We start from the raw sequence: 22462 nt of genomic DNA on the forward strand, positions 1-22462 counted from the left end.
GCGGCATTTTTAGCGTATTATAGGAGGCGTTCCATGATTTCAGGAAAAACAAGATTAGCAGGGATTTTTGCATCTCCCGTTACCCATAGTTTATCTCCATTGATGCATAATACAGCCTTTCAAGCTCGTTCGATCGATGCTGTTTACTTGGCATTCACAGTCGATCAGTCGAATCTTATGCAGGCGGTTGAAAGCATTCGTACATTCAATATGTTAGGTGTCAATCTTTCCATGCCTAACAAAACAGCAGTTATTCCTTATTTAGATGAATTAAGTCAAGAAGCGCAGTTGATAGGTGCTGTTAATACAATCGTTCATCGAGACAACCGCTTGATCGGCTATAATACGGATGGCATGGGCTTCATGCGTTCAGTACACGAAGCGGGTGTCGCAATCAAAAACAAAAAAATAATCATGCTAGGTGCAGGTGGCGCAGCGAAAGCAATCGTTGTTCAAGCGGCGTTAGATCAAGCAAAAGAAATCGTCATCTATAAACGGAAGAATGCTACTTTTGCGAGTGTCGTTGCGGATTTTGAGAGAGTTGCGGAACAAACCAACTGTTCCATCATCGTCAAAGATTATGCAGATACTGAGCAGTTGAAAAAAGATCTAGAAGATACGGACCTTTTGATCAATGGTACCGATATGGGCATGGGCGCAAAAAAAGAGTCGATGCCAATTGATCCTCAGTTTCTCCATAAGAAACTCGCAGTTTTTGATTTGATTTATTCCCCTAAAGAAACACGCTTTCTAAAAGAAGCCAAAGCAATCGGTTGTCTCATACGAAATGGGCTAGGGATGCTGATGTACCAAGGAGCAATTGCCTTTGAGCTTTGGACAGGCGAGAACATGCCGATTGAAGAGATCCAACCTTTACTCGTTTCAAAGAGATGAAACGAGTGATATCAAAGGATTCGTTAGCTTTTAGTTAAATTTACAACGATCTTACTGTTTTTCATTAAGAAGTATCGTATGATTTTACTGAGTTGAACAAAGGGAGGAAATCAAATGAGTCGGATGGATCGCTATCAGAACATCCATAAAAAAGCAAAACCAATCAAAGAAAAGTCATCGCCGCTATCTTGGCGACGCGCAAGTAAGAAACAGGCAGAGCCTGAAGAGGAAGCAATCCCTTCTTACGAACAAACTTATGAAGAACGTCCAAGTGATTCTCGATACTCAACGCCTTACGAAGAACACGTTCATTCAGAACAACCACCCCAGAAAAAAGGACTCTTTAAAAAGAAACAGCCCAAAGGTCCACGTAAGAAGCGGTCTTGGTGGAAAATCATTTTAGGAATTTTACTAGTCTTGTTTGTCTTTTCACTGATTTCATTTTTCGTCGGCAAGTTCGTGGCTGAAAATGATCAGTCACTGGAACCAGCGACTTCAGAAACATTCAATGGCACCCAATCAACAAGCGGCGCACACAATATTTTGATTTTAGGAAGCGATACAAGGGGTGAAGATGCGGGACGAGCAGATACGATCATGGTTCTGCAATTAGATGGACCAGCTCGTAAACCCAAATTGATCTCATTCATGCGGGATAGCTTCGTGACGATCCCTGGGGTCGGAGACAATAAAATCAATGCAGCTTATGCTTATGGTGGCGCTGAGTTAGTCCGACAAACCTTGTTAGAAAACTTTGGGCTGAACTGTCAATACTACATGAAAGTCGATTTCAAATCATTCGAAAAAGTGATTGATGCCATGTTCATGAATGGCGTGTCGATCGATGCTGAAAAAGACTTGAATCTAGACGGTGTTGATATCGCTAAAGGCAAACAACGGATGGACGGTCATGTGCTGTTGCAATATGCGCGTTTCCGGATGGATGAAGAAGGCGACTTCGGTCGCGTCCGCAGACAGCAACAAGTAATGGATGCGATTTTTGGACAACTAAAAAATCCATTGAACTTGATCCGCGCGCCATATGCTGCCGGAAAAGCAATCGGTTATACATCCACCGATGTACCGATGACTTTTTTAGTCAGAAATAGTTTCTCTATCTTACGTGGTGCTGGCGGAATCGACCGTTTAAGTGTCCCAGCTGATAATACTTGGAGCTATGGTCAAAGTGATTATGCGGGTAGTATCCTCGTATTAGATAAACAAATGAACCGTGAAAAGATTGAACAATTTTTGAGTAAATGATCGTTGATGTTTTGTTAAAAAGGCTTTTCTAGAAGTATTTAGTTCTAGAAGAGTCTTTTTGTGATGTTAATTTATTTTGCTTGCTATAAGAATAGTTTTATAATTGATTTACTTATTTGAGTACGTCAAAATATAGGTAATAAATGCAAAAAGGAGAAGGAAAATGTCTAATACTACTTTAAATCCGAGTACTGCACGAAAAAAATTTTATCAATTGTTAAAAGAAGTGAATGAAAATCATACAGAAATCGAGATTATTAGTGAGCGTAATGAGAATAACGCGGTCTTGATTGGTTTAGAAGATTGGCGAGCAATCAAAGAAACGCTATTTTTGGAACAAATTGGTACACTTGACATCGTAAAGAAAAGAGAACAAGACGATACGGGATTTATAAATGTAGACGATATTGATTGGGATGACCTTTGATGGGGAGTTATAAGGTAGTAGTTAAAAACTCAGCTGAAACAGATTTTAAAAAAGCTAAAGAGCTCTAATTTAAAAAATCAATTTCTTACTATTATCGAAACATTAAAAACTGATCCTTATTGCCCTAAACAAGCATTTGAAAAGCTAAAGCCAACTCATGAAGGAAGGTATTCAAGAAGATTGAATTGCCAACATCGAGTGGTGTATAAAATAAATGACAAAGAAAAAATTGTTGAGATTTACTCTGCATGGACTCACTATGAATAATCGATCAAACTATACAATAATATGCCACTGAAAGTCTTCATATGACATTCAGTGGCATATATAAATAAATGAAGAAAAAACATTTTTCGAATTCAGGTTCATTACTAAGGATTCAAAAATACACTGATCACTGTAAATCGTTTTCTTTTTTCATCGTAAATACTCCATAAATAGGCACCGTAACAATCACGCGCACGATTAAAGCGATTGGAGAAGGATGTATCCCACTCGTAGATTTTTAAATGCTCTCTTTCAGGAAAGAATCGTTGATTAAGCACTAAAAATTGTTCTTTACTCACTGTTGTTGTTTGAGTTTCATGGAAAAAGGCTTTTTCATAGGCTCCTCTATTTTTAAATAGACTATCGGGTTTGATTTCTTCTGCCTTCATCATTTTTTATTTACATAAATTGGGTATGTTTCCCAACCTAAGTAATCAGGATCTCGCTTGATATAGATGAGTGGGTTAGCTTTAATTGAACAAAAATATTCGTTAAATTGTTCTATGCTTGTAGGCTTCCCAGTTTTTTCTCTTTGGTCGAATGCCCAATGATTACATTGTACAATTCGATTCGAAAATTCTAGATATCCTAGAATGGCTTGTTGGTGACTGTGAATGCCTTGATAATATGGTTCATTAAAGAAGCTATAATTAACATAATTTGGTATATTTTCTCCATTCCAATCCCGGCATGCTAGTGTTTCTTTTTCTAATAGTTCCATCTATTTGTCTCCTTTTACTAAGTTTCCAAAAGTATACTGATAACTGTAAAACGGTGCCTTTTTTCATCATAAATACTCCATAGATAGGCACCGAAACAATCATGTGCACGAGTATAATGATTGGAGAAGGATGTATTCCATTCGTAAACTTTTAATTGGTTTTTTTCAGGAAAGAGTCGTTGATTGAGAGCTAAAAATTGCTCTTTAGTCACTTTGATTGTTTGAGTTTCATGGAAAAAAGTTTTTTCATAGATTCCTTTATTTTTAAATAGACTATCGGGATTGACTTCTTCAGCCTTCATCATTTTTTTATTGACATAAATTGGTGCTGTATTCCAACTTAAGTAATCAGGATCTCTATGAATATAGATGAGTGGATTTGCATTTATTGAAAAAAAGTATTCTTCATATTCTTCCCAGGTCACTGTAAGACCAGTTTTTCCTTTCGTCTCACAGACCAATAGCTACACTGTACGATTCTATTTAAATACTCAAGGTGTCCTAGTACGGCATCTTGATAACTTTTTTCACACAAAAACTATACTTTACATAAATTGGGATAGTTGCTCTTGCTCGAGTTCATAGAGTTATCGTATCTTTTTCTAGTAGTTCCATCTATTTAACTCCTAAAAGAAACTAGCTTAGAATTCATATTCAACTCATTAACTATTATCTTCTTTCTTAATTGGTTTTTTATACTTTTATTTCTAAAAAAAATAAATTATTGTTCTGTAAGAATGATCATAATAAATCGAAACATCTTGTTGTTTGAATTAACATGACATAATATAAATTTATAATTATATTTCTATATTTCCCCTAATTTTAAATAACGATTAAAAAATACTGACATAGAATTGCTGCTAATTTTTAAAGAGGTTTGGAGGTATAGAATGAAACTATCCTAAAGAGAAAATTTTGGCTACATTAGAAAGACAATGTATATGATGTACGTTTTCAATAGAGATTATTAAGTGCAATTACAAATTTGGATAACATTAAACATTACCATGGCCTTTCTTTAGTCAGGACTGGTAATAAAAAACTTTCAGAATAAAAGCAAACAACACTTTTGAAGGATAGTTATTGATATAGATTTACTATTGACGTATCTAAATGAGTACGTAAAAACGATCATACTGAAATAGGAAGTAATAGATCTTCTAATAGATGTAATTAAATCATGGGTATTTTGGGAGATGGATGTGCAAACAAGAACAGGTATAGTTATCACTATTAAAATATAGAAAACGATGATCAGAAGACAAAGTGATTCAATACATAATAATATTTAAAAACCAAAAATAGGAGTAATTTTTATAAAAAAGTAGAGATGAACAATATAGAAATAACGGTATTTACTGATATTTTTTTACGAATAGACAATCGAAAAATAAACTACATACAACTGTCATTTTAATTTATTAATTATGGGTAACTAAGACTGGGAGGTAAGAGATTGAAATTATAGGGAAAAGAAAGCTTGCAGCTACAATGGAGGGAGGATATCGTCCCTTATTATGTAGATTATGCATTTATTGAAGAGAAGACTTACAAAGGGAAAAAAAGCCATCAGGAGGCGGTTCTAGAGTTTTTAAATTTTACCAATCGCATTTGGAAATGCGATATTTGGGCAATAAAACATCGTAATAATACACATGAAGTTATCACTATTAACATGTTGGAACAGCAATTCTTTTCTAACATAGATGAGACAATCACTTATTCAGATCAACGTTCACTTATAAATAATGGATATCCAACGCTTGTAAATAAAAAAATGATGGAATCAACTGAAATCAGTCCAAAACAATTCTTTATGGACGGAGGAATTTACGAACAGGCTTTTTTTGATAATTCTCAAGAAACAGAATTATCAAAACTAGACTTTGAAGCACTAAATCAACTTTTCTTTCCATTGAAAGATAAGTTGATCATCTATTCCTGGAATAGAGATTTTACCAACTACTATAATTTTGCCCGTGAAGGACATGGTGCATATTTGTGGAGCATCTATGATAGCGAAAGAAATAAATTTACAGTGATAAGTATAGCTCTGGTAATTCAGGGTTAGGGAAGGACAATTTTTGGTTACATCTATTGTTTAAGCATGTGAAAAATAGCTATTAAGTACATACACTATTTTTATAGGAGGAAAAGACATGGAATTATTGGTAAAAGAAACATTAGCATTAGGGGAAAAAAGGGATATACTTTTCCCGTATTACGTTGGTTATACGTTCTTTAAGGAAAGTGATTACCAAGGAAAGGTCACCCATAAAGAGGCAATCTTAGCCTACCTAAATTATTTAAGTCGTTTAGTAAAAACAAATATTTGGTCATCAAAAAAACGCGAAGAAACAGGAAAACCTGTTACCCATGAAATGTATGTAGCGAAATTTCTTGAACTAAATTCTGATTCAATTATATACACAGCAATTGATCCTACTACGTTAAACTTAGATGGCTATCCCATTGAAGTCAACGAAGAGATGATGGAAGGTACTGAACTTACTGCGGAAGAATTATTTATGGATGGCGGGGTATATGAGGAAGCTTTTTTTAATGAATTTCATGGTACAAAGTTATCTAAGACAGACTTTAATCTGGTAAATGAACGTTTCTTTCCTTTAAAAGATAAATTGATCATCTATTCATGGAATTCAGAGTTTACAAATTATTTCAATTATGCGCGTGTGGGCTGGGGCGCCTATCTTTGGAGTGTTTATGATCCTAGAACCCAAATCTTTACGATCATCGAGATTTTTTTAGCAGAACAGGGGTAAGAGGATAACAAACTTATAAGTAGATTAAACAATTGAATCATTAATAATGAAAATATAAAAAAAGAAAGTACTTTTTCCTTTAGTAAAAGTAAATAATTGGGTAATAAAAACATAGGGAAACCGAAAACTGAGAATCATGAAATCGATGTAGAGAAATTTCATTTATATTATTCCCTAAGAAAAGTGCGTTGATCATTTATGCTTGGAATAACAATTGGTCGAATTACTTTTCTCCTGGGAGAGAATGGATGGATGCCTTTCTTTGGACGATTTACGATACTGCATCGAATAAACTGACTGACATAGGATCTTCTATGACAGATTGAGTTTAATTTAGTTTTTTAAATTTTTATCCTACTTAGTAGGTAAATCAAGTCACAATTATTGTTGATTAATATGTTCAAGAAAAACAATAACTATGACGAAATAGGTATCATGTAATACATAAAACTTCGAGGAGGAAAAGACATGGAATTATTGGTAAAAGAAACGTTAGAATTAAGAAAAAAAGGGGATGTACTTTTTCCGCATTACGTTGGTTATACATTCTTTAAGGAAAGTGATTACCAAGGAAAGGTCACCCATAAAGAGGCAATTTTGGCTTACTTAAATTATACAAGTCGCATAATAAGAACAAATCTTTGGTCATCAAAAAAACGCAAAGAAGCTGGAAAATCTGTTACCCATGAAATGTATGTAGCGAAATTTCTTGAACTAAATTCTGATTCAATTATATACACAGCAATTGATCCTACTACGTTAAACTTAGATGGCTACCCCATTGAAGTCAATGAAGAGATGATGGAAGGCATTGAACTAACTTCGGAGGAATTTTTTATGGATGGCGGGGTATATGAGGAAGCTTTTTTTGATGAATTTCATGGTACAAAGTTATCTAAGACAGACTTTAATCTGGTAAATGAACGGTTCTTTCCTTTAAAAGACAAATTAACCATCTATTCATGGAATTCAGAGTTTACAAATTACTTCAACTATCCTAGAGTATGCATCGGTGCCTATTTATGGAGTATTTACGATACGAATACAAAGAGATTTACAGTCATTGATATTTATTTAGGCTATGAATAAAATTTAGAACTTAAAAATTATTTCAATTATGCGCGTGTGGGCTGTGGCGCCTATTTTTGGAGTGTTTATGATCCTAGAACCCAAATCTTTACGATCATCAGTATTTATTTAGCAGAACAGGGGTAAGAGAATAACACACCTATAATTAGGTTAAACAATTGAATCATTTAGTAAAAGTAAATAATTGGGTAATAAAAACATAGGGAAACCGAAAACTGATCATTATGAAATGTATGCAGAGAAATTTCATTCATCGGATTTTGACTCAATTTTCAGTGCTTGGTGCTTTATTGACTACATAATAGAAAAGAAAACATCACATAAAAGAAAGGAAAAATCAATTTGAAATTATTAGATGGAGAGACGTATCGATTCCCTTTGACTATGATGGAGAATAATATCCCGATTCTTTTTCTATTCTTTCATGAGAAAGATTACGAGGAAGATAGCAGTCATCAACAAGCAGCAATTCAGCTTGTTAAGTTTGCGAACCAGAAAAAAAGATATCCTATGATTACTTGGAATAAGCAGGAACATTTAGATAACCGAATACAAGAATATACAATAAATCCTACGCTCATGACCGCTCGACGTTTAAGTCACGAGGTTTTTTTCTCAATTTCTCGGAAACCTAAACAACCGTTTCTTTCAAATTATGCTTATGCATTCTTCCAGATGTCTTCATACTATCTCGGAAAAGTAGACCATTTTATTCAAATGAACGATATTCTTTTTCCAGATAAAGAGCAACTGATTATTTATGAGTGGAATAATACTTGGTCAGATTATTTTCATTATGGCAGACAGCATAGAGGAGCTTTTATATGGACGATCTATGATTCTAAAAGAAATAAGTTTACGGTGATCAATGCAAGCATTTTATGAGATTAGGAGAAAAATATAATATGGAGTTTTTACTACAGGAAACAGAAGTATTGAGCCAAAAATTAGAGGAGAAAGCATTATTTACAAGACGTTTAAATTTAGACTTTGTTTACTTTAAAGAGAAGAATTACCGAAATGTGGAGAGTCATCAACAAGCAGCGATTGAATTTATAAAGGTGATGAACAAAAAAAGAGTAGGGTACTCATGTGTTCATTCAACAGAATTACATTGTTTTGATGATTTACCTATTTTTATTAAGTCTTTGGCTTATCCTTATGCAGTGAACCCAGAGTTGATGTATGCGAAATCAGTATTGCCTCCTGCCTTTTTCTCTACTAAATGTGAGAATGGTAAATATGAATCTTCCTATGCTTATTCCATACTCTCACAGATATATAAACCTCAGCGAGAAGAGATTTTTTTAAAAGCCAATGAGTATCTATTTCCTGTACAAGAGAACCTAATAATCTACCAATGGAATAATGATTGGTCAAATTATTTTTCAATAGGGAGAGAGGAGTAGGGGCTTATTTATGAACGATTTATGAGAGGGAAACTGAAAAATTTACAGTGATAGGTGCTTCGATGAGGTACTGAATACTACGTGAAAAATACTATCGAGTACATACAACATTTCTAGAGGAGGGAAAGATGAAATTTTTGGAAAAGGAAACAGATCGATTTGTACTGACTATGGTTGAAAAAAATATCTGTATGAAAGAGCTCGTACTTACTTACGGCTTCTTCCATGAAGAAAATTACAAAGGGGAAGAAAGTCACAAAGAAGCAGCACTTGCCTTTGTGACAGCAATCAATCAAAAGAGAGGACATACAAAAATTGAGTATACGGATAGAGTAAATTTCCCTGTCAATCTGAGAAAAACTTATTCCATCAATCAACTACTGATGCAAGGGTTTATAATCGAAGAGAATGTTTTCTTTTCTACAGCCTATGATTCGGACAAGAAATATACTTCCGATTATGCCACTGCTTTCTTTAAATTATCTTCATCTTATAAAGGAGAGGAGAAAGATTTTATTCAATTGAACAATCATATCTTTGAAAATAGAGCCAAACTGATTATTTATCAATGGAACAATACTTGGTCAGATTATTTTTCTTACATAAAGAAGATGAATGGAGCTGCTTACTTATGGACAGTTTACGATGAAGAAAGTAAGAAGTTCACAGTTTTAGGAACTTGAGAAAGAAGGAGGTCGATCATGAGATTATTGAGAAAAGAAACATTTGAGTTTAAACCAAATGCCCACAAGAGAAACATTCCAGTGCAGGGTCTTTTGATAGATTATGTTTTTTTCGAGGAGAGCGAGTATAAAGGGCGCTCTAGTCATCGAAAAGTAGCACTTGAATTTATTAAAGTGATGAATGAAAAAAGGGATGTTCCAGGAATTTACTATACTGAATTACTTTATTTTGATTGTTTACCTAGATATGGCAATCAACTCCAGTATAGATATGCCGTGAATCCAGACTTAATGTATGGGAAACTCTCAACGATCGAGGAGTTAATATCAATAGACAACAAAAGTGCAGGTGGTTATCAATCTATGTATACCTTTCTTTTTCTTCATCCTCCGTACAGCTATGGTGGTAAAAAAGACCACTTTATACAACTTAATGATTGGTTGTTTCCTAATAAAAAAACGCTAACGGTGTATGAATGGAACAGCGAATGGTCAAATTACTTTTCTTTTGGAAGAGAATTATATGATGGATTTTTATGGACGATATATGACAAAGCACAACATAAATTTACAGTGATCGGAATTTCAATAGCTGATTGAATGACACAATTGATCAAGTATAATAATATGCAACTGAAAGTCATGTGATGACTCTCAGTTGCATATGTAAATAAGTGAAGAAAAAGCATTTTTTCAAATACGGGTTCATCACTAAGGATTCAAAAATACACTGATTACTGTAAATCGTTTTCTTTTTTCATCGTAAATACTCCATAAATATGCACCGTAACAATCACGCGCACGATTAAAGCGATTGGAGAAGGATGCATCCCACTCGTAGATTTTTAAATGCTCTCTTTCAGGAAAGAATCGTTGATTAAGCACTAAAAATTGTTCTTTACTCACTGTAGTTGTTTGAGTTTCATGGAAAAAGGCTTTTTCATAGGCTCCTCTATTTTTAAATAGGATTTCAGGATTAATTTTTTCTGCTTTCATCATTTCTTTATTGACGTAAATCGGGTTTGTTTTCCAACCTAAATAATCAGGGTCTCTTTTGATATAGATGAGCGGATTAGCTTTTATTGAACAGAAATACTCGTTGAATTGTTCTATACTAGCAGGGTTTCCAGTTTTTACTCTGAGGTCTGATGCCCAGTGGTTACATTGGGCGATTCGATGTAAAAACTCTAGATATCCTATTATAGCTTGCTGGTGACTGTGAATTCCTTGATAATATGGTTCATTAAAGAAGCTATAATTAACATAATTTGGTATATTTTCTCCATTCCAATCCCGGCATGCTAGTGTTTCTTTTTCTAATAGTTCCATCTACTTTCCTCCTTTATGTCACTCAATTTCTTAAACCTCCAGTGTTCGAGAAATCGGAAGGTTAAATTAGAAAAAGATGAATCTTTAAATCCACCTTTTTCTGATTATTTTCTAACGAACTTCTATCAACTAGGACTCCATCCCTGAACCGTTCTTTCTAAATCAGGAAATGCAGTAACAATAAAATATTTTCTATTTTTTCGGACTGCTTGTTTGGTTTTTCGGATCATGACCTTTGCATAAGGGATGTGCTCATGCCGATCAAATTGATTAGGTATTGTGGTTTTTGATAAACCAAAACCTAGAGAAACCCCTAATGACAATTGACCATAGGATCGATAAGAAATCGAATTGCTATTTTCTGGTAAATTGCAGTAACCTAAGTCGAAGCCTTTATCTCCGGCTAATAAATTTTCATGTTTTGCTGTCCAAATGGCATAGTTGACTATTAATAAAGCTTGGAGGGCGTTGTGAAAACTTGTAGTATATTTTAGTTCGTCGTCACCTTCCATTCTAGTTAACAAGGTGTCCCAATTTTGAATAACATGATCTGTAATCGTATGGCCTTTGCCACCATGAGCATAGTACTCATCATAGATTAAGTCGAGGGGGGTATACCAGGCATCTTCGTTATCGTCATATTTACGTAGTTCAGCCACCAGAGTTTTGTAGCTAGCAATGGTCCAGTCCCCTAATGCTGAATCAATTAAAGTTTCATTTGTTCCTTCATTGATTATGCTTCCTGTTTCTGGATCAAATGTCCCTCGCCTACCGTTAATCGTAAGAGCATTATCATAAGGTATTGACTCTTCACTATAAGAAAACTCAATCGCTCCAACTAAATGCGCTGGAACGGCTTGTTGCGTTTGAGCATAGATAAAGTTCCCAGCGTGATCCAATACAACTGCGGCACCATATAATGTAGCGATCATTCCTGATGGATCAAAGTCTAACCCATTGTTGTTTGGAGCCAAGGCTTCGCTTAAACTTTGGCTGATTTGGCTGGTTCGTTCATCATATGCGACAGCCATTTCTTGGGCAGTTTCAATAGCTAAGGCCTTAGAAGGTTCATTGACGACCCCAAATTCAAAGGGTGTGGTTGCTTGGACGTAGTCGAGCAATTGTTCTTTTGTTGTGATCTCTGTTAAGAGCGTAGAGATGCTCGTATCAAGCTTGACTTGATAATTAAAAGGTTCTGGGAAATCATAGCCGTAGTAAGAAGAACCGGTGATGTTCAATATGGCATCATCTGCACCACGAACGGATTCGCCATACTGGATGCTTTCTAAAACGAAAAACTCATTCTGGGAGAGAGAATCGGCTAGTGACGTGTTACGTCCGACCACCGCTGCTTGCTCTCGTAGTGTCCAAGGGATGGTGTAGTTGATGTAGCGACGATAGAGTTCAACACGGTCACTGACGCTGAAAGTAAAGATTCCGTGGTCGCTCTCGCCAGTCAAGTACTCACGCATCAACGCATTGCTTGTTACATCTTGTGCATAGCGGTTTTGTAAGGCTGCGGAGAAATTGTAGGTATTTGTTGTCGAATCGATTCCAGACATTGCAAAAGCGTTCAGTTCATTTTGAGTGGAGGCACTGCTACCGATCGATTCAAATAAGCCACTGTTTGTTTTCGCTAAATCAGCTGTTGCGACGCCTAAAGAGGCACCGAGCTGATAAAAACCGACCCCTAGACCAATCCCTAGCAGAGCGGGGGCAAGAACAGCGGAGGCTGCGGTCGACAGTAAGCCAGCGCTAAGTGTACTGCCTGATAAACCAGATGCATAAGCAGACATGCTGATTCCATTAAAAACGTTTAAGGCAACTGCTGCATTTTGTGGTTCTGCGGACGAAGGAATCGCTGAGGTGGTATCGATCGGAACGATGGTTTCGTCAGGTTGGGTGATTTCGCCAGCGATCGCTTCTTGGGCGTGGACATCAAGTGGCAAAGTGGCAAAAGGTGCGAGCAACAGACCAACAAGTAATAGGCGATAAAATTTTTTCATTTTTTACTCCTTTTTATCAAATGGCTTGAGTGACTACCAACAGTTCAACTACCAAAAACCTCCTTATTTGTGTCGTAGGTTGCTTAATTATATTTTCCAAAATATAACAACAAACTTCAAGTTTATTTAAAATTATAATTATAAAAAAACTCATTTTTTTATATAGTTATTTTCTTTGCAAATACTAATTATATGTTAAGTCTTGCTGTTCTTTTATCAATGTTCATCTTCTTATTTAAAAATAACAATAAGATAATAATAAAAAGATGAATGTTCTTCTTTAGGTGCTTATAGTTATTTTTTTGTAACGCTTTTTTCCATTCAACAAAAACATCTTCAATTTTTTCGCTATTCTTTTTGAAAACCATTTGGTAAACTGTTAAAGAATTCTTATTTTATCAAGAGGAGGGAAAACATGAAAACAGTGATACTTGCTGAAAAGCCTTCTCAAGCAAAAGCGTATGCGGAAACGTTCAAAAAAAGGAAAAAGCAGGAAGGTTATTTTGAAGTCAGCGATCCACTATTCACAGGTGAAGTAACGATCACTTATGGATTTGGTCATTTAGTGGAAATGGTTCCTCCTGGAGAATATGAAGAACGCTGGGCGAAGTGGTCATTGCCCAACTTGCCGATATTTCCTGACCAATTTAAATATACGGTGCCTCCAGAGAAACGGAGCCAATTCGCCATTGTCAAACGACAATTGCAAGCAGCTAATACGATCATTATCGCAACAGATAGTGACCGTGAAGGTGAAGCGATTGCTTGGTCGATCATCCAGCAAGCAAAAGCCTTTACGAAGCAAAAGCAGTACTTACGTTTATGGATCAATTCATTGGAAAAAGAAGCCATCTATCAAGGGTTCAAACAACTGAAACCGGCGGAGCAATTTTATCCAAAATACAAAGAAGCACAAGCACGTCAACATGCGGATTGGCTGATCGGGATGAATGGCAGTCCACTGTATAGTTTGCTGTTGCAACAAAAAGGAATCTCAGGGAGCTTCTCCTTAGGGCGCGTGCAAACACCAACGCTTTATATGATCTACCAGTTACAAGAAGAAATCAGGAAGTTTAAAAAAGAGCCTTATTTCGAAGGAGAAGCGCAGATCAAAAGTCAACATGGGCAGTTTGTCGGTAAAATCGAGCCGAAACAAACTTTTAAGACTGCGAACGAATTAGTTACTGCGATTGAGGGAAAAGGGGCGCATTTAGGAAAACAACAAGGAACGATCTTACAAGTAACGAAAAAAGAAAAACAACAAAGTAGTCCACGTTTGTTTTCTTTGTCAAGTTTACAATCGAAAATGAATCAACTGATGAAAGTCAGTGCGAAAGCCACACTTGATGCAGTTCAAGGTTTGTACGAAAGTAAGTTTTTGAGTTATCCTCGAACAGATTCTTTTTACATTACAGAAAGCGAACACCAGTATCTTGTCCAAAATCTTGATCGCTATAAAGCGTTTTTAGGGATCACAGAGGTAGCGACACCAGAAACATTTCCTAAAAAACGATATGTGGATGCAAAAAAAGTCCAAGAGCATCATGCGATCATTCCAACAAAAACGATACCGACGAAGGAACGTTTTGCGAAGCTTTCCCGACTAGAGCAAGCGATCTATTTGCAGGTGATGCGTACGACTTTAGCAATGTTTGCAGAAAATTATCGCTATGAAGAAACTGTGATCCTTACAGGAGTGGAACGATTGCGTTTAAAAAGTGTCGGGAAACGTCCGATTGCAGAAGGCTGGCAACAAATCTTGACCGTAAAAAGCAAGAAAAAATCAGATGGTCAGCTTTTGCCTAAAGTTAGTGAACAAGAGGTAGTGGCTGTTGATCTGAGAAGGCTTGAGAAAGAGACTCAACCGCCTAAGCCCTACAATGAGGGAACGCTGATCACTGCGATGAAAACCGCAGGAAAGACCTTAGATGATGAAGAAGCGCAAGAGATTCTGAAAGAAGTGGAAGGGATCGGAACGGAAGCTACCCGCGCGAGCATTATTGAAAACTTGAAACAAAGGCACTATATCGAAGTCAATAAAAATGATATTCAAGTGACTGCCAAAGGTATCACTTTGTGTAAAGCAGTAGCAGGAGAATCTTTACTGACAAGTGCTGAGATGACGGCGCGGTGGGAAAGTTATCTAAAAAAAATCGGTGAACGGCAAGGAACACCGGAAGTCTTTTTAGAAAATATCAAAAAATTTATTCTGCATTTATTAGAAGTCGTCCCAGAACAAGTAAAAACAGTCGACTTGTCGGAAGAGCAAAGCGGCTTGATGCAAATCGAAGCAATGGAGAAGAAGAATGACCAAGTCGGGCGTTGTCCGAAATGTAAAAAAGGCATTGTGATGTTGTATCCAAAAATCGCGACATGTACGAACAAGGAATGTGATTTTAAATTATGGCCTATGATTGCTAAGAAGAAATTGACTAAAACAAATCTTAGAGAGTTACTCTCAAAGGGAAAGACCAGAAAAGTGGTCAAAGGATTCACGGGGAAAAAAGGAAAGTTTGATGCTGTCCTTATTTTGAAAGAAGATTTAACGATCGGCTTTTCATTTCCTTGGATGGAAAAACAAGAGTAGGTATATATATTCCGAAAAGTAAAATACCTAAACAAAAAAATACTAAAGTAATCATTATTAGAGGAGTACTTGTACGTGAAAAAAATCAATTCGCTTTTGAATTATGCAATGGGGTTGTTAACGCTGGTTGCGCTATATCAAGCAGTTATTGCATATCCAGAATACGGAACCAAATTATTAGCTATTACAAAACATCCGACTGGCTACTCACCGACGGTCATTTTGACAACTTTAACCGCAGCAGCCAAAAGTGGCACTTACTTGTTGCATACAACGAGTAGTCTACTGAAAAGAAAGAAACAGCGGAAACAGTTGCTTTTCGTATTAGCTGCGGCGGGTGTTGTTTATTTCTTACCGGTGATTACGCAATTTATTCAACAGTTCATATAAATAGATAAAAAAGACGACGATAAGAGAAAAATTTCCTTATTCGCCGTCTTTTTTTAACTCTTTAATATACCAAGCGTCCATCGTCGAGTGTTCAGAACCTGCTAGTGGATCAGCTATCAAGTGAAAGCCGAACTTTTCATATAGTTTACAAGCAGGCTTTAATAAATGCATCGTTTCTAAATAGCATTGACGGTAATGTTGAGTGGCATAAGACAATGCTGTTTCCATCAATTGGTTGGCAATTCCTAAACCTTTTGCTTCTGGGGCTAAGTACAATTTTTGTAATTCACATATCTGCTTTTGCTCGTCAAAAGGTGTGATTCCGATTCCGCCAACTACTTTATTTTCTAATTCCACCACCCAATAAGCAGCACAGGGGAGAGCATGGTAGTAGTCTGTTAAATGGTCTAATTGTGGGTCGAAATAGGCAGTTCCTTCAATCGCTAAATCGAGTGATTCTAGGGAAGTTTGAATAATTTCTTTGATGATTGGATCATCTTGTGGTTTAATTTCTCGGATCAGCATCGGACAAGGCTCCTTTTCTATCGTGTTTATTTATCGTAATACAAATGAACGGAAGGGTCAATTTACTTTGTACTCAGAGGAACATTCTTTTATCAACTTCTCCCTTGACCCATTGCTTGAACTGTGAAATAATAACTTCATAAAAAATTTATGACTTAAGAGCGTTCGCCGGAACGATCTTGTAGGAGTCAGACAAACGAACCGTAGGCTTTAATGGTTCGTTTGCCTGGCTCCTTTTTGTTTTGGGAGGGAATAGGCAGAATGAAAATAGAAAACTTACAGACAGATAGACAAAAAGGATTGACGGAACAAGAAGCAAACGATCGATTAGAATACTACGGTGTAAACTCGATTGACACTCAGTCAACTAAATCTTTTATTGTTTATTTCAAAGAAGCAATGAAAGATATCACGATTTTGATTTTACTTGTTGCCACAGGACTATCTACGTTTATTGCTTATCAAACACATCCGGATGATTTTACAGAACCAATTGTCATCTTTTCAATTGTCCTATTAAATCTTTATTTGTCGATACGGCAACAAAAAAGTGCGGAAAAATCAATGGATCAACTGAAAAAAATGAGTACGCCATCTAGCCGTGTCTTGAGAGAAAGTTCCGTTAAAGAAATCAACAGCTCTGAGATCGTTCCTGGTGATATCGTACAACTTAAATTGGGTGATCGTGTCCCTGCTGACGCGAAAGTAATTACAAGTACTAATTTCTTTGTTGACGAATCATTTTTGACTGGAGAAAGTGAACCGAGTGAAAAGGACGCTTCTTATCGTGCTAGTGATATTGAAGCATTGAGTGATCGTAAAGACCTAGTATTTTCAGGTTCATTGGTTGTGACAGGTAAAGCAACGATTTTAGTAGAAAAAACTGGTAATGCTACAGAAATCGGAAAAATCTCTCATTTAATCACGAATGAAGGAACGCATGTCGCACCACTGCAAATCAAAATGCAAAGACTGGGTAAAGTACTAGGGATAGTCGCAATCATTGCTGGTTTCTTAGCAATTGTAATTGGTTTAGTAAAAGGTTTGAGTGTGGAATCAAGTATCATGACTGCAATTTCAATGGCAGTTGCAGCAATACCAGAAGTATTACCGGTTGTCGTAACCATCTCTTTAGCTGTGGGAATGGGGAATATGGCAATTAAGAAAACCATTGTTCGAACACCTTCAACTGTTGAAACAGTAGGCGGCGTCTCTGTGATTTGTTCAGATAAAACGGGTACGATCACTGAAAATAAAATGACGTTAAAAAAAAATTGTTTCTCTAACAGAATTACCTATTCTTATAGACTTCACTAAAGACAAGGCAAAAAATCTACTTTTACTGTTTTATCTTGCGAGTGGTTCTTCTGAGAACGAAGGAGGGGGCAATCCAACGGAATTAGCGATTCAAAAAGCTGTAAAAGATCGATTTTCGGAGAAAGAATTACAGGAATCTCTTTCTGATTTGAAAAAAATCAAAGAATTGCCCTTTGATTCAAAAAGAAAACGTATGACAGTCGTCTATCGTATGGGTCAAGAATATTTTTCAGTCACAAAAGGAGCATTCGATCGGCTGCATTTGGTGAATCCAAGCGAACATTACCAAGCGGAACATGATCAACTTGCTGATCAAGCGTACCGTGTATTAGGAGTAGCGTACAAGGTATTCCAGCAACCGATTGAAGAATTATCAGAGGAAGAACTAGAGGAGGAGTTGAAATTTGCCGGCTTTATCGGCATTATCGATCCAGCGAGGAAAGAAGCAGCAAAGGCAGTGGAAATAGCCAAAAAAGCAGGGATCAAAACCGTTATGATCACTGGCGATCATTTATTAACAGCTTCACGTATTGCTAAAGAAGTAGGGATAATGGGAGAAGGAGACCAGGCAATGACAGGGGCGGAACTGAAAAGAATGGGTGACAAACAGTTAGCCGAAACTATCGATAGATGTCGAGTGTTTGTTCGAACGTCACCTGAGGACAAGATACGAATCGTTAAAGCTTTTCAACAAAATGACGAAATCGTCGCCATGACAGGGGACGGAGTGAACGACGCTCCGGCATTAAAAGCAGCGGACGTCGGCATTGCTATGGGGAGTGGAACGGAAGTGGCGAAGGAAGCTTCTGATATGGTTTTAGTAGACGATCATTTTGCAACGATCGTCCAAGCGGTAGAAGAAGGGCGCAGAGTGTATCAAAATATCCGTAAATCTCTATATGCCATGTTAGGTTGTAATATTTCAGCTTTAACGATCGTATTGATTTCTTTGATCTTAGGTTGGGGGGCGCCAGTTACAGCGATCCAATTATTGATCATCAAAGTAGTCGCAGATGGCATCCCTGGTTTTAGTTTAAGTGTCGAACCTGCAGAGGAAAAAAATATGGAAAAACAACCGATCCATAAATACGATAGCATTTTTTCACGAGGATTGACCTTTAAGATCCTTGAAATCTCTGTCGTGTTTACCGTCGTCACATTATTGGCTATAGTTATTGGTCGTACACAATCAGTAGCGATTGCTGAAACAATGACATTTATTGTCTTAGGGTTATCCACGATCAGCCATATGTATAATTGTCGCAGTGAAGTATCTATTTTACGATTGAAATTTTTGGGCAATCCATTGCTAGTCTTAACTACAGCAATTGGTGCATTGATCATTGTCTTATTAGTGACAATCCCTCTGACACAACATATCTTTGGATTTGTTACGATTGGACTTTCCAACTGGCTATGGGTTCTTGGTTTATCTTTTATTCCAGTAGCCTATATCGAAGTGAAAAAATGGACACATCTGTTTTAAAGAATTATTTTAAAGAATTACCTGAAGGATTTTCTCTTAGTTAAGTTTAATTATGTTCGTCTGTAGTTTATTTTTTCCGAAGCTACGGACGAACTTTTCTTAAAATGACTTAAAAAAGCGCAAATGATAAAAATAAATACAGATAACAAAAAACTAGAGAATTATGGAAATTTACGATTAGTGAGAGAGGTTAGAACGAGGAATTATGAACGTAATCATTTTTTATTTATTCTAGTTTACATAATATATATTATACAAAGTAGATTCAAATGAAGTATAAACCATTATCAATCTGAATTAATCCGAATTTTACCACAAAACCGATTTTTGGCCCTTCTGCAAAATTTTAAAATTATTTTGCACTTGATTTGTTTATTTTCTATTACTTACCAACCATCTGTTTACAGAAAACTTAGATTTTAAATCTATATTCCTACAATCTACAAAATATCAGATTGACATTCTTGCATCAGATTTCAGTTGGTCTCAAGAATTTTTTATGACTTCGTCAATTTATGTATTTATCATCAACTAATCTATATCAGCCATTTTAATAATATGTTTTGCTAATTTCATATGTTTATTCATGAATCGTATCTTAACGATCTTTTTCTATTATCATTACTTTAAATAACTTAGCTATTTAAGTTCCTTATTTTCCTCGAAAATCACTTTTTTGGTTCTCTTAGGCCAAGTTTAATGTGATATGTTATCTATAGAATAATCACTGTGGTGATAAAAAATGAAAATTGTCAAACTGGAGAAAGAAAAAATCAAACAGTACATATTAAATGAAGCCAATGAACAAGATATGATTGAAATGATCGAGCTGATGCGTGCAAAGAAAGCGATTTTAGACTTAGAAAAAATCGCAATGGAGAAGAAGAAAATCGTTGATAAATTCAACAAATTGTAAGAGTCTAAGCCCTATAGCCTCTTTTTTCTCTATCTACGAATGCCCTCTTCTCCGTTCAAATGTTCTTATAATTCACTAAAAACGGATCACAGAAATATGATAAAAAATAATCCCAATAAATACTCCAAATAGAATATGTAAAACAACAGCCAAAACTAACGGAACAACCTTGGCTCCTTTTTTATCCCAGCTGTACTTTGCTTTCTTATTCTTCCATAGTAAAGAGATAAGTAATAAACTGAGAATCACGATCCATAATAGAAACGTAATACCAACTAAAGGCATTATTTTTTCATTAATAATAGCTATACCCATAAATACTCCTTTCTTTTCTATATACTCTTCTATCATCAAAAAAAACGGGAATAATCGGAAATAATTTTTTTGCTATTCCGATTGTTCCCGTTTTTTGTTCATTTCATTGCTGATGTTAGCGTACAGTATCAAGTACGGCTTTTAATTCACTGACTGATTGATGGAACATTGCTTTTTCTTGAGGTGTGATCGATAGATCAATGATTTCTCTTACCCCATTTTCATCAACGATCGATGGCACACCAGTAAAGATATCTTCTTCACCATACTCGCCATTTAAGTAAGCTGAAACTGGTAGTACAGCTTGTTCATTATTTAGGATGGCTTTGACGATTCGAGTCGTACTCATACCAATACCGTAATAAGTTGCTTTTTTACGGTCAATGATTTCATAAGCTGCATTTTTTACTTTGTCAGCAAGTACGGTTAAATCATTTTCTTCTAAACGATGATCTTTCTCAACATATTCCATGATTGGTTTACCACCGACTGTAGTATGTGACCAAGCAGCTACTTCTGAATCCCCATGCTCACCTAAGATATAACCGTGTACGCTACGTGGATCAACTGCAAGTTTCAAAGCAATTTCTTTTCTGAATCGAGTTGTATCTAAAGTTGTTCCAGTTCCTACCACTCTTGAAGCTGGTAAACCAGATTCTTGCCATGTTAAGTAAGTTAAAATATCGACTGGGTTTGAAGCAACAACGAAGATACCATCAAATCCTGAAGCCATTACTTCTTTAACGATTTGACGAGTGATTGTTGCATTTGTTTTCACTAGATCTAAGCGAGTTTGACCAGGTTTTTGGTTCACGCCAGCAGTTAAGATCACTAGATTTGCATCTTGACATTCTTCATACGTGCCAGACCATACAGAAACGTTCTTTTCGCCCCACGCCATTCCATCTAGTAAGTCTAAAGCTTCTCCTTCTGCTTTTTCTTGGTTGACATCGATTAAGACAAGTTCATTGGCAACACCTTGATTGATCATCGCATAAGCAATACTTGTACCGACAAATCCTGTACCTACGATTACAACTTTACGACTTGTTTTTTTCATGTCTAACACACCTTTCATCCGTTCTTTGTTATTTTCATGAAAATTATAAATCGATTACCATCATTTTTCAATAATATAGAAATTATATATACTATAATTTTTTTTTATAGAAAGTCAATAACGTTTATAGTCAGATTGTGTTCTTCTCACTCTTGGTATTTCTTTACGAGAAGTGGGCAATTCTTTAGTTGAAGGATCATTTGCTTTTGCTAAAGCAGTCATTTGCGGTGAAAGGTTTTTAACTTTAGATCGTAAAGACATAAGTTCAGGTTTTGTTGGTTGATAAGTTTGATGTTCATCAGGTAAAGAATTGGTACTGGATTGTCGTGAAATATAACTAAAATTAGGATCTTCTTCCAAACGAGTAGGAGAAATTTTTAGTTGTAAATCTTCGACATAAATTCTTGAAGAAGGTTTTTTATAGAGTGGATCACCAAGTTTAGGGAGCAAGTTTTTTCTTCTTTCGCTGCGATTGAGCTTCTTAGCTAACCGCTCCATTTCATTTTCACTAGTAAATTTAGGATAGTTTGCAGCATGATAAGTCGAATAGATGGCTTCGTTGATTCGTTGGAATAACATTTCCCGATATGTATTTGTATTGAATAATCGATGAAACTGATACAGTATAAAGTTCCTCAATCTTTTTACTCCTCATTCTGGTTCCATGGCTCAAAGACATCACTTTGTCTACTTGCTCGGGCCTTTTCTTTTTCTATATTGCTTTTAACTCTTTCTTCTTGGACTTTATATGAAGCCGCAACTTCTTTTTTAAAATGCCTGCGATCTTTACGAGTCACTCTTTTTATATATTTGAATATTTGCCAAATAATTACGACAAGTAAGTAAACCGTAAAGAAGCCAGAAAAACCAAACTGAATAATAAACGCCATAACAAAAGCAGCAAGCTTACCTGCTTGACTAGATGGTGAAAAATTTTCCTGCTGTTGCGCAATAAATGTTGAAACCCAGAACATGCCCATTTTCTTTTTCCC

Annotated in this window: 25 protein-coding genes and 1 pseudogene; 16 read left to right on the forward strand and 10 right to left on the reverse strand. The window is 35.9% G+C overall.

Annotated elements, in window-relative coordinates:
- Window positions 1–33: 33 nt before the first annotated feature.
- From IGJ49_RS06855 to IGJ49_RS06870, 4 genes and pseudogenes are all read left to right on the forward strand, one after another.
- Window positions 34–894 (forward strand): shikimate dehydrogenase, encoded by an 861-nt coding sequence (locus IGJ49_RS06855; RefSeq protein WP_438722871.1) that lies wholly within the window; start codon window positions 34–36, stop codon window positions 892–894.
- Between the two features lie 114 nt (window positions 895–1008).
- Window positions 1009–2157, forward strand: coding sequence for an LCP family protein (locus IGJ49_RS06860; protein WP_023519634.1), 1149 nt, complete (start codon window positions 1009–1011; stop codon window positions 2155–2157).
- A gap of 163 nt (window positions 2158–2320) precedes the next feature.
- Window positions 2321–2584 (forward strand): type II toxin-antitoxin system Phd/YefM family antitoxin, encoded by a 264-nt coding sequence (locus tag IGJ49_RS06865; RefSeq protein WP_010735497.1) that lies wholly within the window; start codon window positions 2321–2323, stop codon window positions 2582–2584.
- Window positions 2584–2851: pseudogene (locus tag IGJ49_RS06870) on the forward strand (Txe/YoeB family addiction module toxin). Before IGJ49_RS06865 ends, IGJ49_RS06870 begins: the two are co-directional and overlap by 1 nt.
- Window positions 2852–2955: 104 nt before the next feature.
- On the opposite strand, the gene IGJ49_RS06875 reads toward IGJ49_RS06870, so the two are convergent.
- From IGJ49_RS06875 to IGJ49_RS06885, 3 genes are read right to left on the reverse strand one after another with little or no spacing between them, the layout of a single operon-like run.
- Window positions 2956–3243, reverse strand: coding sequence for a hypothetical protein (locus IGJ49_RS06875; RefSeq protein ID WP_023519635.1), 288 nt, complete (start codon window positions 3241–3243; stop codon window positions 2956–2958).
- A complete protein-coding gene (locus IGJ49_RS06880; RefSeq protein ID WP_023519636.1) occupies window positions 3240–3572 on the reverse strand; it encodes a hypothetical protein in 333 nt (110 codons plus the stop codon). Before IGJ49_RS06880 ends, IGJ49_RS06875 begins: the two co-directional genes overlap by 4 nt.
- 17 nt (window positions 3573–3589) lie before the next feature.
- Entirely contained in the window at window positions 3590–3997 is a 408-nt protein-coding gene (locus IGJ49_RS06885; RefSeq protein WP_231867630.1) for a hypothetical protein, read from the reverse strand.
- 1058 nt (window positions 3998–5055) lie between these two features.
- Here IGJ49_RS06885 and IGJ49_RS06890 point away from each other — a divergent pair.
- From IGJ49_RS06890 to IGJ49_RS06920, 7 genes are all read left to right on the forward strand, one after another.
- Entirely contained in the window at window positions 5056–5646 is a 591-nt protein-coding gene (locus IGJ49_RS06890) for a hypothetical protein (protein ID WP_438722875.1), read from the forward strand.
- 88 nt (window positions 5647–5734) lie between these two features.
- Window positions 5735–6358 carry a hypothetical protein gene (locus IGJ49_RS06895; RefSeq protein WP_438722877.1) on the forward strand — a complete coding sequence of 208 codons (624 nt, stop codon included), beginning with the start codon at window positions 5735–5737 and terminating at the stop codon, window positions 6356–6358.
- A gap of 468 nt (window positions 6359–6826) precedes the next feature.
- A complete protein-coding gene (locus IGJ49_RS06900; RefSeq protein WP_438722879.1) occupies window positions 6827–7447 on the forward strand; it encodes a hypothetical protein in 621 nt (206 codons plus the stop codon).
- A gap of 342 nt (window positions 7448–7789) precedes the next feature.
- Window positions 7790–8332: a hypothetical protein gene (locus tag IGJ49_RS06905; protein ID WP_023519642.1), complete on the forward strand. Its 543-nt coding sequence runs from the start codon at window positions 7790–7792 to the stop codon at window positions 8330–8332.
- Between the two features lie 20 nt (window positions 8333–8352).
- Window positions 8353–8856, forward strand: coding sequence for a hypothetical protein (locus tag IGJ49_RS06910; protein ID WP_010735490.1), 504 nt, complete (start codon window positions 8353–8355; stop codon window positions 8854–8856).
- 128 nt (window positions 8857–8984) lie between these two features.
- On the forward strand, window positions 8985–9539 hold the full coding sequence (locus IGJ49_RS06915) for a hypothetical protein (RefSeq protein WP_438722881.1): 555 nt from the start codon (window positions 8985–8987) through the stop codon (window positions 9537–9539).
- 18 nt (window positions 9540–9557) lie between these two features.
- The gene (locus IGJ49_RS06920) at window positions 9558–10139 is read left to right on the forward strand and encodes a hypothetical protein (RefSeq protein ID WP_438722883.1); all 582 of its coding nucleotides are present in this window, start codon (window positions 9558–9560) and stop codon (window positions 10137–10139) included.
- Between the two features lie 111 nt (window positions 10140–10250).
- Here IGJ49_RS06920 and IGJ49_RS06925 read toward each other — a convergent pair whose 3' ends face one another.
- Entirely contained in the window at window positions 10251–10868 is a 618-nt protein-coding gene (locus IGJ49_RS06925) for a hypothetical protein (protein WP_375148440.1), read from the reverse strand.
- A gap of 125 nt (window positions 10869–10993) precedes the next feature.
- Window positions 10994–12874: an RNase A-like domain-containing protein gene (locus IGJ49_RS06930; RefSeq protein WP_226076539.1), complete on the reverse strand. Its 1881-nt coding sequence runs from the start codon at window positions 12872–12874 to the stop codon at window positions 10994–10996.
- 415 nt (window positions 12875–13289) lie between these two features.
- Here IGJ49_RS06930 and IGJ49_RS06935 point away from each other — a divergent pair, with 415 nt between their 5' ends.
- Both IGJ49_RS06935 and IGJ49_RS06940 read left to right on the forward strand, forming a co-directional pair.
- Window positions 13290–15461, forward strand: coding sequence for a DNA topoisomerase 3 (locus tag IGJ49_RS06935; protein ID WP_438722885.1), 2172 nt, complete (start codon window positions 13290–13292; stop codon window positions 15459–15461).
- A gap of 75 nt (window positions 15462–15536) precedes the next feature.
- A complete protein-coding gene (locus tag IGJ49_RS06940) occupies window positions 15537–15851 on the forward strand; it encodes a hypothetical protein (protein ID WP_010735484.1) in 315 nt (104 codons plus the stop codon).
- A gap of 36 nt (window positions 15852–15887) precedes the next feature.
- Here the strand turns inward: IGJ49_RS06940 and IGJ49_RS06945 are convergent, their stop codons facing one another.
- Complete coding sequence (locus tag IGJ49_RS06945; RefSeq protein ID WP_077151336.1) at window positions 15888–16376, reverse strand: GNAT family N-acetyltransferase; 489 nt, start codon at window positions 16374–16376, stop codon at window positions 15888–15890.
- Window positions 16377–16637: 261 nt separating this feature from the next.
- On the opposite strand from IGJ49_RS06945, the gene IGJ49_RS06950 reads away from it, so the two are divergent.
- The 3 genes from IGJ49_RS06950 to IGJ49_RS06960 all read left to right on the forward strand — a co-directional run bounded on the left by IGJ49_RS06950 (window position 16638) and on the right by IGJ49_RS06960 (window position 20095).
- Window positions 16638–17693, forward strand: coding sequence for an HAD-IC family P-type ATPase (locus IGJ49_RS06950; RefSeq protein ID WP_438722888.1), 1056 nt, complete (start codon window positions 16638–16640; stop codon window positions 17691–17693).
- 88 nt (window positions 17694–17781) lie between these two features.
- A complete protein-coding gene (locus tag IGJ49_RS06955; protein ID WP_438723986.1) occupies window positions 17782–19179 on the forward strand; it encodes a cation-translocating P-type ATPase in 1398 nt (465 codons plus the stop codon).
- 742 nt (window positions 19180–19921) lie between these two features.
- Window positions 19922–20095 carry a hypothetical protein gene (locus IGJ49_RS06960; RefSeq protein ID WP_010735481.1) on the forward strand — a complete coding sequence of 58 codons (174 nt, stop codon included), beginning with the start codon at window positions 19922–19924 and terminating at the stop codon, window positions 20093–20095.
- 75 nt (window positions 20096–20170) lie between these two features.
- On the opposite strand, the gene IGJ49_RS06965 is transcribed toward IGJ49_RS06960, so the two are convergent.
- From IGJ49_RS06965 to IGJ49_RS06980, 4 genes are all read right to left on the reverse strand, one after another.
- Entirely contained in the window at window positions 20171–20410 is a 240-nt protein-coding gene (locus IGJ49_RS06965) for a hypothetical protein (protein ID WP_438722891.1), read from the reverse strand.
- Window positions 20411–20525: 115 nt separating this feature from the next.
- Window positions 20526–21470 (reverse strand): L-lactate dehydrogenase, encoded by a 945-nt coding sequence (locus IGJ49_RS06970; protein WP_034688252.1) that lies wholly within the window; start codon window positions 21468–21470, stop codon window positions 20526–20528.
- A 114-nt stretch (window positions 21471–21584) separates the two neighbouring features.
- Entirely contained in the window at window positions 21585–22109 is a 525-nt protein-coding gene (locus tag IGJ49_RS06975; RefSeq protein ID WP_438722893.1) for a hypothetical protein, read from the reverse strand.
- 5 nt (window positions 22110–22114) lie between these two features.
- On the reverse strand, window positions 22115–22450 hold the full coding sequence (locus IGJ49_RS06980; RefSeq protein WP_077151333.1) for a hypothetical protein: 336 nt from the start codon (window positions 22448–22450) through the stop codon (window positions 22115–22117).
- Window positions 22451–22462 lie beyond the last annotated feature (12 nt).

It is taken from the genome of Enterococcus sp. AZ171 (assembly GCF_051714005.1).
Taxonomy (GTDB): domain Bacteria; phylum Bacillota; class Bacilli; order Lactobacillales; family Enterococcaceae; genus Enterococcus_B; species Enterococcus_B pernyi.